Source organism: Paraburkholderia sediminicola (assembly GCF_046027355.1).
GTDB lineage: Bacteria > Pseudomonadota > Gammaproteobacteria > Burkholderiales > Burkholderiaceae > Paraburkholderia > Paraburkholderia sediminicola_B.
This window is the reverse complement of record NZ_JAQQEK010000018.1, coordinates 1-12,655: the sequence shown is the minus strand read 5'-3', so window position 1 is coordinate 12,655 and position 12,655 is coordinate 1. Positions and strand designations below refer to the sequence as shown.

Sequence of the window (12,655 nt, the reverse complement as noted above, 5' to 3'; positions counted from 1 at the left end):
CAACGGAAATAAGGAGTGTCGCCATGCAAATGATCTACAACAGCCCCAACTATTGTGTCGTCGAGTTTCCGCCGCAGGAAGGCCCGCTGGCCATGAAGTCAGGCGGCTACGAGATCGTCGACAAAAACATGCAGCGTGAGATCTATATCGACGGAGCAATGGCGGCGCGTTTTCGCGAGCACGTGCAGAAGCTGATCGAAGAGGAACCGTCGCTGGATGAAGTAGACGAATTCCTCGGCCAGTTCGACAGCCTGATGCATCAACCGGTGATCCTTCACTAACCGCAGGGTTTGATTTAACGTTTTTGGCGACATACATCGACCGCGCCGTCCGGCCCCGTAACCGGGTAACCCGGCGGCTTTTACAAGTCGGTCGGCAAATATGAAGCGGCCCAGCAGGCTTTTGCCTCGCTGGGCCGTTTTCTTTGCCATGCCGCCTCAACGTTGCGTTTTATGCAGCGCGCCTCGACAGCGCGTGTAGCTGCCCCGCCCGCGCCGGGCGGATCTGTCCGGCAGCGGCTACAATGACAGGTTTCCCGAAAAAGCCGGCGCAAGCCCTCGTCCGCCATGAACCAGCCCGCTCAAACCGCCACGCCAGTCCGTCCCGACGCCGCCTACACGCGCGGCACGGCGCTGCCCGCGCTGCTCAAGTCGCGCATCCTGATCCTCGACGGCGCAATGGGCACGATGATCCAGCGCTACAAGCTCGACGAAGCCCGCTATCGCGGCGAGCGCTTCAAGGACTACGGGCGCGACATCAAGGGCAACAACGAGTTGCTGTCGATCACGCAGCCGCAGATCATCAGCGAGATCCACGAGCAGTATCTGGCGGCGGGCGCGGACATCATCGAAACCAACACGTTCGGTGCGACCACGGTCGCTCAGGCGGACTACGGCATGGAAGCGCTTGCGGTCGAGATGAATCTCGAGTCGGCGAAACTGGCGCGCGCCGCCTGCGACAAGTATTCGACGCCCGACAAGCCGCGCTTCGTCGCCGGCGCGATCGGACCGACGCCGAAGACCGCGAGCATTTCACCTGACGTGAACGATCCGGGCGCGCGCAATGTGACGTTCGACGAACTGCGCGCGGCCTACTACGAGCAAGCCAAGGCCCTGCTCGACGGCGGCGCCGATCTGTTCCTCGTCGAGACCATTTTCGACACGCTCAATGCGAAGGCTGCGCTGTTTGCGCTCGACGAACTGTTCGAAGACACCGGCGAGCGTTTGCCGATCATGATCTCCGGCACCGTTACCGATGCGTCGGGCCGCATTCTGTCGGGGCAAACGGTTGAAGCGTTCTGGAATTCGCTGCGTCATGCGAAGCCGCTCACGTTCGGTTTGAATTGCGCGTTGGGCGCGGCACTGATGCGCCCGTATATCGCTGAATTGGCCAAGCTGTGCGATACCTATGTGTCGTGCTATCCGAACGCCGGCTTGCCGAATCCGATGAGCGATACGGGCTTTGATGAACTGCCCGCTGATACCTCGGGCTTGCTGAAGGAATTCGCGCAGGCTGGGCTGGTGAATATCGCCGGCGGTTGCTGTGGTACGACGCCGGAGCATATTGCGGCGATCGCGCAGGCGCTGGCTGAAGTGAAGCCGCGCCAATGGCCGACGCAATACCGCGACGCAGCCTGAGTCCAGCTGCGCCTCGCTGAGCCGCCACCGCACTTCCGCTATCGAACACGACGCACTTAATCGCAGCAATCGAGCACATACGCCATGACCGATCACACCATGCGCCTTTCCGGCCTCGAGCCGTTCAACGTCACATCCGGGACGCTTTTCATCAACGTCGGTGAACGCACCAACGTGACCGGCTCGAAGGCGTTCGCGCGAATGATCCTGAACGACCAGTTCGACGACGCGATCGCCGTCGCGCGCCAGCAGGTCGAAAACGGCGCGCAGGTCATCGACGTCAACATGGACGAGGCCATGCTCGATTCGAAAGCGGCGATGGTGCGCTTCATGAATCTGATCGCGTCGGAACCGGATATCGCGCGCGTGCCGATCATGATCGACTCGTCGAAATGGGAAGTGATCGAAGCGGGCCTGAAGTGCGTGCAAGGCAAGGCGATCGTCAACTCGATCTCGCTGAAGGAAGGCGAAGACGCGTTCCGCCACCACGCGAACCTGATTCGCCGCTACGGCGCGGCCGCGGTGGTGATGGCATTCGACGAAAAAGGCCAGGCCGATACCTTCGAACGCAAGACGCAAATCTGCAAACGCTCGTATGACTTCCTGGTGAACGAAGTCGGCTTCCCGCCGGAAGATATCGTCTTCGACCCGAACATCTTCGCGATCGCAACTGGCATCGAAGAGCACAACAACTACGCCGTCGACTTCATCAACGCCACGCGCTGGATCAAAGAGAATCTGCCGTACGCGAAGGTGAGCGGCGGCGTGTCGAACGTGTCGTTCTCGTTCCGCGGTAACGATCCGGTACGCGAAGCGATCCATACCGTGTTCCTCTATCACGCGATCCAGGCGGGCATGGACATGGGCATCGTCAACGCGGGCCAGCTCGGCGTGTACGCCGACCTCGATCCCGAATTGCGCGAACGTGTCGAAGACGTCGTGTTGAATCGTCGTGAAGACGGCACCGACCGGCTGCTCGAAATCGCCGACAAGTTCAAGACCGGCGCCGCGAAGAAGGAAGAGAACCTCGAGTGGCGCAACCAGCCGGTCGAGAAGCGTCTGTCGCATGCGCTCGTGCATGGCATCACCAACTTCATCGTCGAAGACACCGAGGAAGTCCGTGCGAAAATCGCCGCGGATGGCGGCCGCCCGATCAATGTGATCGAAGGCCCGCTGATGGACGGCATGAACATCGTCGGCGACCTGTTCGGTCAGGGCAAGATGTTCCTGCCGCAAGTGGTGAAGTCGGCGCGCGTGATGAAGCAGGCCGTCGCGCATCTGATTCCGTACATCGAAGAAGAAAAGAAGCTGATGGCCGAAGCCGGCGCCGACGTGCGCGCGAAAGGCAAGATCGTCATCGCCACGGTGAAGGGCGACGTGCACGATATCGGCAAGAACATCGTGTCGGTGGTGCTTCAGTGTAATAACTTCGAAGTGGTCAACATGGGCGTGATGGTCTCCTGCAACGACATTCTCGCCAAGGCGAAGGTCGAAGGCGCGGACATTATCGGGCTCTCCGGGCTGATCACGCCGAGCCTCGAAGAGATGGCATACGTCGCGTCGGAAATGCAGCGCGACGACTACTTCCGCATCAAGAAGATTCCGCTGCTGATCGGCGGCGCGACCACTTCGCGCGTGCACACTGCCGTGAAGATCGCGCCGCATTACGAAGGACCGGTGGTCTATGTACCGGACGCGTCGCGCTCGGTCTCCGTGGCGTCGAGCCTGCTCTCCGACGAGGGCGCGGCGAAGTACCTCGACGAACTCAAGTCCGATTACGACCGGATCCGCGATCAGCACGCCAACAAGAAAGCGCTGCCGATGGTCACGCTGGCCGAAGCCCGCGCCAACAAGACCAAGGTCGATTGGGCGGGCTACCAGCCGGTCAAGCCGAAGTTCATCGGCCGCCGCGTGTTCAAGAACTTCGATCTGAGCGACCTCGCGAACTATATCGACTGGGGTCCGTTCTTCCAGACGTGGGACCTGGCCGGCCCGTATCCGGCCATCCTGAACGACGAAATCGTCGGCGAATCGGCGCGGCGCGTGTTCTCGGACGGCAAGTCGATGCTCGCGCGTCTGATCCAGGGCCGCTGGCTGCAAGCAAACGGCGTGATCGCGCTGCTGCCGGCCAACACGGTGAACGACGACGACATCGAAATCTACACGGACGAATCGCGCTCGGAAGTCGCGCTCACGTGGCGCAATCTGCGTCAGCAAAGCGTGCGCCCGGTGGTGGACGGCGTGATGCGGCCGAACCGCTCGCTTGCCGACTTCATCGCGCCGAAGGACTCGGGCGTGGCCGACTACATCGGCATGTTCGCGGTAACGGCGGGTCTCGGCGTCGACGTGAAGGAAAAGCAGTTCGAAAAGGACCACGACGACTACAGCGCGATCATGCTGAAGGCGCTCGCCGACCGTTTCGCCGAAGCCTTCGCGGAAGCGCTGCATGCGCGCGTGCGGCGCGACCTGTGGGGCTACGCGAACGCCGAAACGCTCTCCAATGACGACCTGATCGCGGAAAAATACCACGGCATCCGTCCGGCGCCCGGCTACCCGGCCTGCCCGGATCATCTGGTGAAGCGCGATATGTTCGACGTGTTGCACGCCACCGAAATCGGCATGAGCGTGACCGAATCGCTGGCCATGCTGCCGGCGGCGAGCGTCTCCGGTTTCTATCTGGCGCATCCGGACAGCACTTACTTCTCGGTCGGCAAGATCGGCCAGGACCAGTTGGAAGACTACGCAAAGCGCATGTCGCTGTCGAAAACGGATGCGGAACGGGCCTTGGCGCCTTTGCTGTAAGCCGTCGGACGTGGCGGGAAACCCACTATATCGGCCTTGAAAGACTGAATATTTGCGGCAACGTAATTTTCGGCTTTGTAGACTGAGGCGGCTTGACCCCGCCAGACGCGGCCAAAACGCGTCGGCTTACTAATTGCAAATCGTCAACGGAGAAAATCGTATGAAGAAGCTGACGCTGTTGTTGACCGCTGTTTCGCTTGCCCTGGGCGCCACGGCGGCGCTGGCCCAGCCCGCCGCGCCTGGCGGTTCCAGCTCGGTCAGTTCGTATTCGCCGCCCACGGTGAAACACGTCAAGAAACCGAAGAAACAGAAAGCGAAGAAGGGTGCGTCGGCTCCCGCGGCCGCGCCGGCGGACGCCGCCAGCCAGTAAGCAACACGGCAGCGCCGGTCAGTTTGGATCTCTGAACGACAAAGAGCCCGCATCGAGCGGGCTCTTTTCATTGGTGCGCAAGGTTTCGCGCCGCCGGGCGCCGCAGCTCTTTCGAACGCCGCGCACAGCGGTTCAGCGTGGGATCAGAGACCCCAAACGATATCCGCGTTTTCCTTCTGCGCCGCGCGCAGCATGTCGAGGAACGGATACGCGCGCTGCGCGAGTCCCGGCGGAATCTCATGATGCTCGTGGCCGTCTTCGCCTTCGTGGAAATGGCCGTCGTGCTCGGCACGTTCCTGCTTGTCGACGGAAATCGCTGCTTCGAGTTTCTCGATGGCCGGGCCCAGTTCGTCGTGAGTGATGACGCCGCGTTCACCCAGCCGCTTGCCGACGATGCCGACGAGATACTGGGCAAGATTTTCCAGCATCATCACGTCCGGGCTGGCGCGGCATTTGAAAGTAATCAACATGACTGTTCCCTTTTTCGTTATGTTGGATTGGCGTGCGAGCGGCTGAAAGGCGGCTGCTAGCGCGCGTTACGTTGGCCCGCCGATCAGGCGCGGCGGCCACGGCCCTTGTTGGGCATCTCATTGAACATATTAGCACCTGCTAAAATCCGTCTGGACGGAAAAGCATGCCGCAATGCACCGCGCGGCGAAGCGCAGGTAGCCGTGGCTCGGCCGGTTGGGCGCAATCCGCATACCGCGCCAGCCAACGCCACGGCAGGCCGCCGCGCACCGCACTTGATGCGTTGCAGGCAACGTGCCTGATAACGCACCCATTGCGACCGCTGCGCTTCGGCTAATGCATGCCGCTTTCCACGCTTCTGACGAACCGGACGCGCCTGCCGCGCGGCCGGCGCCTCTCCCGCATCACCGGATTGCCTCACTGGACTCGCAACAAGCATGCTGCCTGCACATAAACATACCCTCGAAACATTGCTCGCCGACACGGTGAAGCAGGTCGCGACCGCCTCGCAAGGCGCGACCGAAGCCGCGTTCGTGTCGCCCACCATCACGCTGGAGCGTCCCAAGGTCGCCGCGCACGGCGACGTCGCGTGCAACGTGGCGATGCAACTCGCCAAGCCGCTGCGCGCCAATCCGCGCCAGTTGGCGCAACAGATCGTCGATGCGCTGCTCGCGCAGCCGCAGGCAAAGGGCCTCATCGAAGCCGCCGAAGTGGCCGGCCCCGGCTTCATCAACCTGCGCCTCGCGTCCGCCGCCAAGCAGGCGGTGATCGCCGCCGTGTTCGCCGAGAAAGAGGCCTTCGGCCGTTCGCAACGCGACGCCGGCAAGCATGTGCTGATCGAATTCGTCTCGGCCAACCCGACCGGCCCGCTGCATGTCGGCCACGGCCGTCAGGCGGCGCTCGGCGACGCGCTCTCGAACGTGCTGGCTTCGCAAGGCTGGGACGTGCATCGCGAGTTCTACTACAACGACGCCGGCGTGCAGATCCAGACCCTCGCACTGTCGACCCAGGCACGCGCCCGCGGTCTCGCTCCCGGCGACGAAGGCTGGCCGGCTTCGGCGTACAACGGCGAGTACATCGCCGAGATCGCGCAAGACTATCTGAGCGGCGCCACCGTGGCCGCGAGCGACGGCGAGCCGGTCACCGGCGCGCGCGACGTCGAAGACCTCGAAGCAATCCGCCGCTTCGCCGTGGCGTACCTGCGCCGCGAACAGGACATGGACTTGCAGGCGTTCGGCGTGAAGTTCGACCAGTACTACCTGGAGTCGTCGCTGTATAAGGAAGGCCGGGTCGAGAAGACCGTCGCGGCGCTGATCGCCGCCGGCAAGACCTATGAACAGGAAGGCGCGCTGTGGCTGCGCACCACCGACGACGGCGACGACAAAGACCGCGTGATGCGCAAGAGCGACGGCACCTACACGTACTTCGTGCCGGACGTCGCCTATCACGTCGCCAAGTGGGAACGCGGCTTCACCAAGGTCATCAACATTCAGGGTTCGGACCACCACGGTACGATCGCGCGGGTGCGCGCCGGCCTGCAGGGTCTCGGCATCGGCATTCCGAAGGGCTATCCCGACTACATCCTGCACAAGATGGTCACGGTCATGCGCAACGGCGAAGAGGTGAAGATCTCCAAGCGCGCCGGCAGCTACGTGACGGTGCGCGATCTGATCGAATGGTCGGGCGGCGCGACGCCGGGCTCGGAAGCCGCCGTCGATCTGATCGACGAGGAAACGATTCGCCGTGGCCGCGACGCCGTGCGCTTTTTCCTGATCTCGCGCAAGGCCGACACGGAATTCGTGTTCGACATCGACCTCGCGCTGAAGCAGAACGACGAGAACCCGGTGCATTACGTGCAATACGCGCACGCGCGGATCTGCTCGGTCATCGCCGAGTGCAAGGCGCGCTACAGCACGGACGAAAGCACGCTGGCGGACGTGGACGTTTCGCCCCTCACCAGCGAACGCGCCATGGCCCTGCTGAACAAGCTCGCCGAATTCCCGGACATGCTGCAACACGCTGCCGACGAACTCGCGCCGCACGCGGTCGCGTTCTATCTGCGCGACCTCGCCGGGGAATTCCACTCGTTCTACAATGACAGAGCCGAGCGCGTGCTGGTCGACGATGCGGCCGAGCGCAATGCACGCGTCGCGCTGCTCGCGGCCACGCGTCAAGTGCTGGCCAACGGTCTCGCGACGATCGGCGTCTCCGCTCCCGTCAAGATGTAAGTCCTCCGGCGCAACATGCATGCGGCCGTCGTTATAATCGACGGCCGTTCCAGGATTCTTTTTGCAGGTGATTCATACGATGGCAAAACCACGCCGCACAACAAAGCAATCGAAACAAACCGGGGGGACTTTTCTCGGCATCGTGCTGGGCCTGATCGTCGGCCTTGCGATCGCGGTAGTGGTGGCGCTGTATATCACCCGTGCGCCCACGCCATTCGTCTCGAAGGTGGCGCCGCCGGCGGCACCCGATTCGGGCGCGAGCCAGCCGCAGTACGATCCGAACCGTCCGCTGCAAGGCAAGACGCCGGGGCAGCCGGTGCCGCAAGCCGCGCAGCCGGCGCCGCCGAACACCGCGCCGGGCCAGACCAACTCGCAGACGCAGTCGGGCATGCTGGAAGAACCGCAGATCGTCGAGGTGCCGCCGGCTAACGGCAACGCGAACGGCACGGCGGTTGCGCCGAAACCCGCGCAGGACAACGGCAACGGCACGGCCACCACGCCGGCGAAGAAGCCGCAAGCGTCCAGCGCACCGGCCGCCACCGCGGCAGGTTCGGCGCCGAAGAGCAACTCGTCCGCCACGGCCGCCAACGCCAAGCCCGGTTCGGGCGCGGCGCCGGCGCCGGGCGATGCGAACACCGGCTACTTCCTGCAAGTGGGCGCCTACAAGACCTCGGCGGACGCCGAACAGCAGCGCGCGCGTCTCGCCTTCCAGGGGTTCGAATCGAAAGTCACGCAGCGCGATGCCGGCGGCGTCACGTATTACCGCGTGCGTATCGGGCCGTTCTCGAAGTTCGAAGACATGAATTCGAGCCGTCAGCGTTTGTCGGACGCGGGCGTGGATACCGCAGTGATCCGCTTTACGAAGCAATAAGCCAACAATAAACCTACGGTGATTTGCCGGGACGCGCCGCCGCCGAACTATCGGCGTGCGGCGCGTGTCACAAACACGACGGACGGTTCAAACCGTCCAACGCCGAATCTTGAAGACGGTGACGGGCATTTGCGTGGCGCCACCGTTTTACGCCTACTTGGGTCAACACAACATGAAGAAACTGCTGAGCATTCTGTTCCTCTCGCTGGGCCTCGTTGCCGCCTCGGCACAGGCATCGCCGACCGCGCCGGTGTCGGGCAAGGATTTCACCGTGCTGTCCACCGCGCAACCCACCGACGTGCCGGCCGGCAAGATCGAAGTCACCGAATTCTTCTGGTACGGCTGCCCGCACTGCAATGAATTTGATCCGTACCTCGAAGCGTGGGTGAAGAAGCAAGGTCCGGACGTGGTGTTCAAGCGCGTGCCGGTCGCCTTCCGTGACGACTTCATTCCGCACTCCAAGATGTACCACGCGCTCGACGCGCTCGGCCTTGCTGCGCAACTCACGCCGAAGGTCTTCAATGAAATTCACGTCAACAAGGACTACCTGCTGACGCCGGAAGATCAGGCCAAATTCCTTGCGAAGAACGGCGTCGATCCGAAGAAGTACATGGACGCGTACAACTCGTTCTCGACGCAAAGCGCGCTGCAGAAGGACAAGAAGCTGCTGGATGACTACAAGATCGACGGCGTGCCGACGCTGGCCGTGCAGGGCAAGTATGAAACCGGCCCGGCTGCGACCAACAGCCTGCCGGGCACGATCCAGGTGCTGGACTACCTGGTCGCGCAGGTCCGCGCCAAGAAGATGTAAAGCCGAGGCGCCGGAATGAGTTCACCCCTGAAGGTTTTCATTACCGGCGCCTCGAGTGGCATAGGCCTCGCGCTCGCCGCCGAATATGCGCGGCGCGGCGCGATTCTTGGCCTCGTTGCCCGCCGCGGCGACGCCCTCGCCGCCTTCCAGCAGTCCCATCCGCAAAACACCGTCTCCATCTATTCCGTCGACGTGCGCGACGCCGAAGCGCTTGCCGACGCCGCTGCGCAGTTCATCGCGCGGCACGGCTTGCCGGACGTCGTGATCGCCAATGCCGGCATCAGCCGCGGCGCGGTCACCGGTCACGGCGATCTGCGTACCTTCCGCGAAGTGATGGATATCAATTACTTCGGCATGGTTGCGACCTTCGAGCCGTTTGCCGCCGCGATGATCGCCGCGAAACGTGGCACGCTGGTGGGTATCGCCAGCGTCGCGAGTGTGCGCGGCTTGCCGGGCTCCGGCGCGTACAGCGCGTCGAAATCGGCGGCGCTCAAGTATCTGGAAGCGTTGCGCGTCGAAATGCGGCCGCATGATGTCGGCGTGGTCACCATCGCGCCCGGCTATATCCGCACGCCCATGACCGAGCACAACCCGTACACCATGCCGTTTCTAATGGACGCCGACCGTTTCGCCGTCAAGGTGGCGCAGGCGATCGAGCGTCAAACGGCGTTCGCGGTGTTTCCCTGGCAGATGCGCGTGGTGGCCATGCTGCTGCACGTGCTGCCGCGCTGGCTCTACGACCGCGCGTTCGAACGCGCGCCGCGCAAGCCGCGCGCCGCCGCCGAAGCCGAGTAAGCCATGCAATCCCGTGCGGTCGATGCAGCCGGCGTCGCGCACGAACCAGCGGGCGCCGCGGCGCGCATCGTTTCGCTGGTGCCGAGCATCACCGAACTGCTGTTCGCGCTCGGGCTCGACAGCCAGATTGTCGGCCGCACCGGCTTTTGCGTGCATCCCCATGACAAGGTGCAACAGGTACGCAAGGTCGGCGGCACCAAGGCCGTGAACCTCGACGCCATTCGCGCGTTGCGCCCTACCCATCTGATCGTCAATATCGACGAAAACGAACGCGATACGGTCGAGCAATTGCGCGTGTTCGTGCCGCATATCGTCGTGACACATCCGCGGACACCACGGGACAATCTGGCGCTCTACACGCTGCTGGGCGCGATCTTCGATCGAGCGCAGGAAGCGCAGCGCCTGAGCGAAGCACTTGAGGCCTCTCTGCACGAGGCGGCAGCGCAAGCGTTCATTCCGCAAAACGTGCTGTATCTGATCTGGCGCGAGCCGTGGATGACCGTGGCGCGCGACACCTATATCTCGACGATGCTACGGCTAGTGAACTGGCACACGCTGCCGGACGTGCAAGGCGGTGCGGCAGGCGCCGCGCGTTACCCGACGCTCGATTTCGACACCGCGCCGTGGCTCGACCAGGTCGACCGCATCCTGCTCTCCAGCGAGCCGTATCGCTTTGCGCAGGTCCATTGCGACGCGCTGAAACGTGATCGGCGCCTGGCCGGCAAGCGCATCGAGTTGATCGATGGGGAAATGGTGTCGTGGTACGGCGTACGTGCGATCGAAGGTATCGCTTATTTGATGCGGCGCGCCGGGGCAGTCTGAGCACGTACGGGGGCACGACGCCACAAGACGGCCCGCTTCATATCAATATGCGGATTATGTTGTTGTCGCCGCAACCACCCTTCGATAAGCTTTCGCGAAGGCCCACGCGCGCGTAGGCGGCATTACCCGACCCATGCGCCAGCGCCGGAAACGTATCACAATAAAGACGACGGCTATGCCGCAGGCCGCCCGTCCCTCGTCAACGGAATATAACCACACAACCAGACGCACTGCCTGACTGCGCTTGTTATGGGAGATCCTATGCGCTTCAAACTGCTCGCAGCCGCCGTACTGTTCACGGCGCCCGCGCTCGTGCTCGCCAAACCGCTGACCGTCTGTACCGAGTCGAGCCCCGACGGCTTCGATGTCGTGCAGTTCAATTCGCTCGTCACGACGAATGCGTCGGCCGACGTGATCTTCAACTCGCTGGTCTCGTACGACGAGGCCGCGAAGAAAGTGGTGCCGGCGCTGGCCGACAAGTGGGACGTGAGCGCCGACGGCCTCACCTATACGTTCCATCTGCGCCCGAACGTACAGTTCCAGACCACCGATTACTTCAAGCCCACCCGGCCGCTCACCGCCGACGACGTCGTCTTCACGTTCGACCGCATGCTCAACGACAGCAATCCGTGGCACAAGGTGACGGGTGCGAGCGGCTTCCCGCATGCGCAGTCGATGGGTCTGCCGAAGCTCATCAAGTCCATCAGCAAGGTCGACGACAACACCGTCAAGTTCGAGCTGAACGCGCCCGACGCCACCTTCGTGTCGATCCTGACGATGGGTTTCGCCTCGATCTATTCGGCCGAATACGCCGACCAGTTGCTCAAGGCCGGCAAACAGGTCGATCTGAATTCGAAGCCGATCGGCACCGGTCCGTTCGAACTGAAGAGCTACACGAAAGACGCAGTGATCCGCTACGACGTGAACCCGACTTACTGGGGCCCGAAGCCGAAGATCGACCGCCTGATCTACGCGATCACGCCGGACGCCACGGTGCGGGCGCAGAAGGTGAAGGCGGGCGAATGTCAGATCGCTTTGTCGCCCAAGCCGCAGGATCTCGCCGACGCAAAAGGCGACAAGTCGCTCGCCATCGTGCAGACGCCCGCGTTCATGACGGCGTTCGTCGCGCTGAACACGCAGAAGAAGCCGCTCGACAACCAGAAGGTGCGCGCCGCGCTGAACATGGCGTTCGACCGCACCACGTATCTGAAGACCGTGTTCGACAACACGGCGACGCCGGCCGTGAACCCGTATCCGCCGAACACGTGGAGCTACGACAAGGCCGTGAAGGCGTGGCCGTACGACCCGGCGAAGGCGAAGAAACTGCTCACCGACGCGGGTTATCCGAATGGCTTCGAAACGACGATCTGGGTACGGCCGAACGGCAGCGTGCTGAATCCGAATCCGAAGGCGGGCGCCGAACTGCTGCAAGCCGACTTCGCGAAGATCGGCGTGAAGGCCGACGTGAAGGTGATCGAATGGGGCGAGTTGATCAAACAGGCCAAACAGGGCCAGCATGATTCACTCTTCATGGGCTGGGCCGGCGACAACGGCGATCCGGACAACTACCTGTCGCCGCTGTTCAGTTGCAATGCGGTCAAGTCGGGGATCAACTTCGCGCGTTTCTGCGATCAGGACCTGGACAAGCTGATCGCCGACGGCAAGGCTACGCCGGATCAGGCCAAGCGCGCGAAGGCGTATGAACAGGCGCAGCAGATCATTCACGATCAGGCGCTGTGGATTCCGCTTGGGTATCCGACTGCTGCGGCGATCACGCGCACGAATGTGAGCGGTTATCACGTGAGTCCGTTTGGACGGCAGAACTTTGGGACGGTGGCGGTGCAGTAGTTG

Annotated in this window: 11 protein-coding genes; 10 read left to right on the top strand and 1 reads right to left on the bottom strand. The window is 62.9% G+C overall.

Translation table 11 applies throughout. From position 1 onward, the window contains the following. The first annotated feature begins 23 nt into the window (after positions 1 to 23). The 4 genes from PQR42_RS27155 (at position 24) to PQR42_RS27140 (ending at position 4,809) form a co-directional block, all read left to right on the top strand. A complete protein-coding gene (locus PQR42_RS27155) occupies positions 24 to 281 on the top strand; it encodes a BTH_I0359 family protein (protein ID WP_007179533.1) in 258 nt (85 codons plus the stop codon). Positions 282 to 566: 285 nt separating this feature from the next. Beyond that, positions 567 to 1,637: a homocysteine S-methyltransferase family protein gene (locus PQR42_RS27150; protein WP_408388996.1), complete on the top strand. Its 1,071-nt coding sequence runs from the start codon at positions 567 to 569 to the stop codon at positions 1,635 to 1,637. Positions 1,638 to 1,721: 84 nt separating this feature from the next. Beyond that, positions 1,722 to 4,439, top strand: coding sequence for a methionine synthase (gene metH, locus PQR42_RS27145; protein ID WP_408388998.1), 2,718 nt, complete (start codon positions 1,722 to 1,724; stop codon positions 4,437 to 4,439). 160 nt (positions 4,440 to 4,599) lie between these two features. After that, the gene (locus tag PQR42_RS27140) at positions 4,600 to 4,809 is read left to right on the top strand and encodes a hypothetical protein (protein ID WP_012431543.1); all 210 of its coding nucleotides are present in this window, start codon (positions 4,600 to 4,602) and stop codon (positions 4,807 to 4,809) included. A gap of 143 nt (positions 4,810 to 4,952) precedes the next feature. On the opposite strand, the gene PQR42_RS27135 is transcribed toward PQR42_RS27140, so the two are convergent. After that, complete coding sequence (locus PQR42_RS27135) at positions 4,953 to 5,279, bottom strand: DUF1840 domain-containing protein (RefSeq protein ID WP_408220017.1); 327 nt, start codon at positions 5,277 to 5,279, stop codon at positions 4,953 to 4,955. Between the two features lie 435 nt (positions 5,280 to 5,714). Here PQR42_RS27135 and argS point away from each other — a divergent pair, with 435 nt between their 5' ends. From argS to PQR42_RS27105, 6 genes are all read left to right on the top strand, one after another. Then, positions 5,715 to 7,505: an arginine--tRNA ligase gene (argS, locus tag PQR42_RS27130; protein WP_408389000.1), complete on the top strand. Its 1,791-nt coding sequence runs from the start codon at positions 5,715 to 5,717 to the stop codon at positions 7,503 to 7,505. 61 nt (positions 7,506 to 7,566) lie between these two features. Then, positions 7,567 to 8,376 (top strand): SPOR domain-containing protein, encoded by an 810-nt coding sequence (locus PQR42_RS27125; protein WP_408220011.1) that lies wholly within the window; start codon positions 7,567 to 7,569, stop codon positions 8,374 to 8,376. Positions 8,377 to 8,548: 172 nt separating this feature from the next. Next, a complete protein-coding gene (locus tag PQR42_RS27120; protein WP_408220008.1) occupies positions 8,549 to 9,187 on the top strand; it encodes a thiol:disulfide interchange protein DsbA/DsbL in 639 nt (212 codons plus the stop codon). 15 nt (positions 9,188 to 9,202) lie between these two features. After that, complete coding sequence (locus PQR42_RS27115; RefSeq protein WP_408220005.1) at positions 9,203 to 9,982, top strand: SDR family oxidoreductase; 780 nt, start codon at positions 9,203 to 9,205, stop codon at positions 9,980 to 9,982. Between the two features lie 3 nt (positions 9,983 to 9,985). Then, positions 9,986 to 10,804: a cobalamin-binding protein gene (locus PQR42_RS27110; RefSeq protein WP_408389002.1), complete on the top strand. Its 819-nt coding sequence runs from the start codon at positions 9,986 to 9,988 to the stop codon at positions 10,802 to 10,804. Positions 10,805 to 11,065: 261 nt separating this feature from the next. Further along, complete coding sequence (locus tag PQR42_RS27105) at positions 11,066 to 12,652, top strand: ABC transporter substrate-binding protein (protein WP_408389004.1); 1,587 nt, start codon at positions 11,066 to 11,068, stop codon at positions 12,650 to 12,652. Positions 12,653 to 12,655: the final 3 nt, after the last annotated feature.

Bases quoted from the DNA above. Each gene is read 5' to 3' on its own strand.
- PQR42_RS27155 (WP_007179533.1), top strand. From the start codon at position 24: ATGCAAATGATCTACAACAGCCCCAACTATTGTGTCGTCGAGTTTCCG.
- PQR42_RS27150 (WP_408388996.1), top strand. From the start codon at position 567: ATGAACCAGCCCGCTCAAACCGCCACGCCAGTCCGTCCCGACGCCGCC.
- metH (WP_408388998.1), top strand. From the start codon at position 1,722: ATGACCGATCACACCATGCGCCTTTCCGGCCTCGAGCCGTTCAACGTC.
- PQR42_RS27140 (WP_012431543.1), top strand. From the start codon at position 4,600: ATGAAGAAGCTGACGCTGTTGTTGACCGCTGTTTCGCTTGCCCTGGGC.
- PQR42_RS27135 (WP_408220017.1), bottom strand. From the start codon at position 5,279: ATGTTGATTACTTTCAAATGCCGCGCCAGCCCGGACGTGATGATGCTG.
- argS (WP_408389000.1), top strand. From the start codon at position 5,715: ATGCTGCCTGCACATAAACATACCCTCGAAACATTGCTCGCCGACACG.
- PQR42_RS27120 (WP_408220008.1), top strand. From the start codon at position 8,549: ATGAAGAAACTGCTGAGCATTCTGTTCCTCTCGCTGGGCCTCGTTGCC.
- PQR42_RS27115 (WP_408220005.1), top strand. From the start codon at position 9,203: ATGAGTTCACCCCTGAAGGTTTTCATTACCGGCGCCTCGAGTGGCATA.
- PQR42_RS27110 (WP_408389002.1), top strand. From the start codon at position 9,986: ATGCAATCCCGTGCGGTCGATGCAGCCGGCGTCGCGCACGAACCAGCG.
- PQR42_RS27105 (WP_408389004.1), top strand. From the start codon at position 11,066: ATGCGCTTCAAACTGCTCGCAGCCGCCGTACTGTTCACGGCGCCCGCG.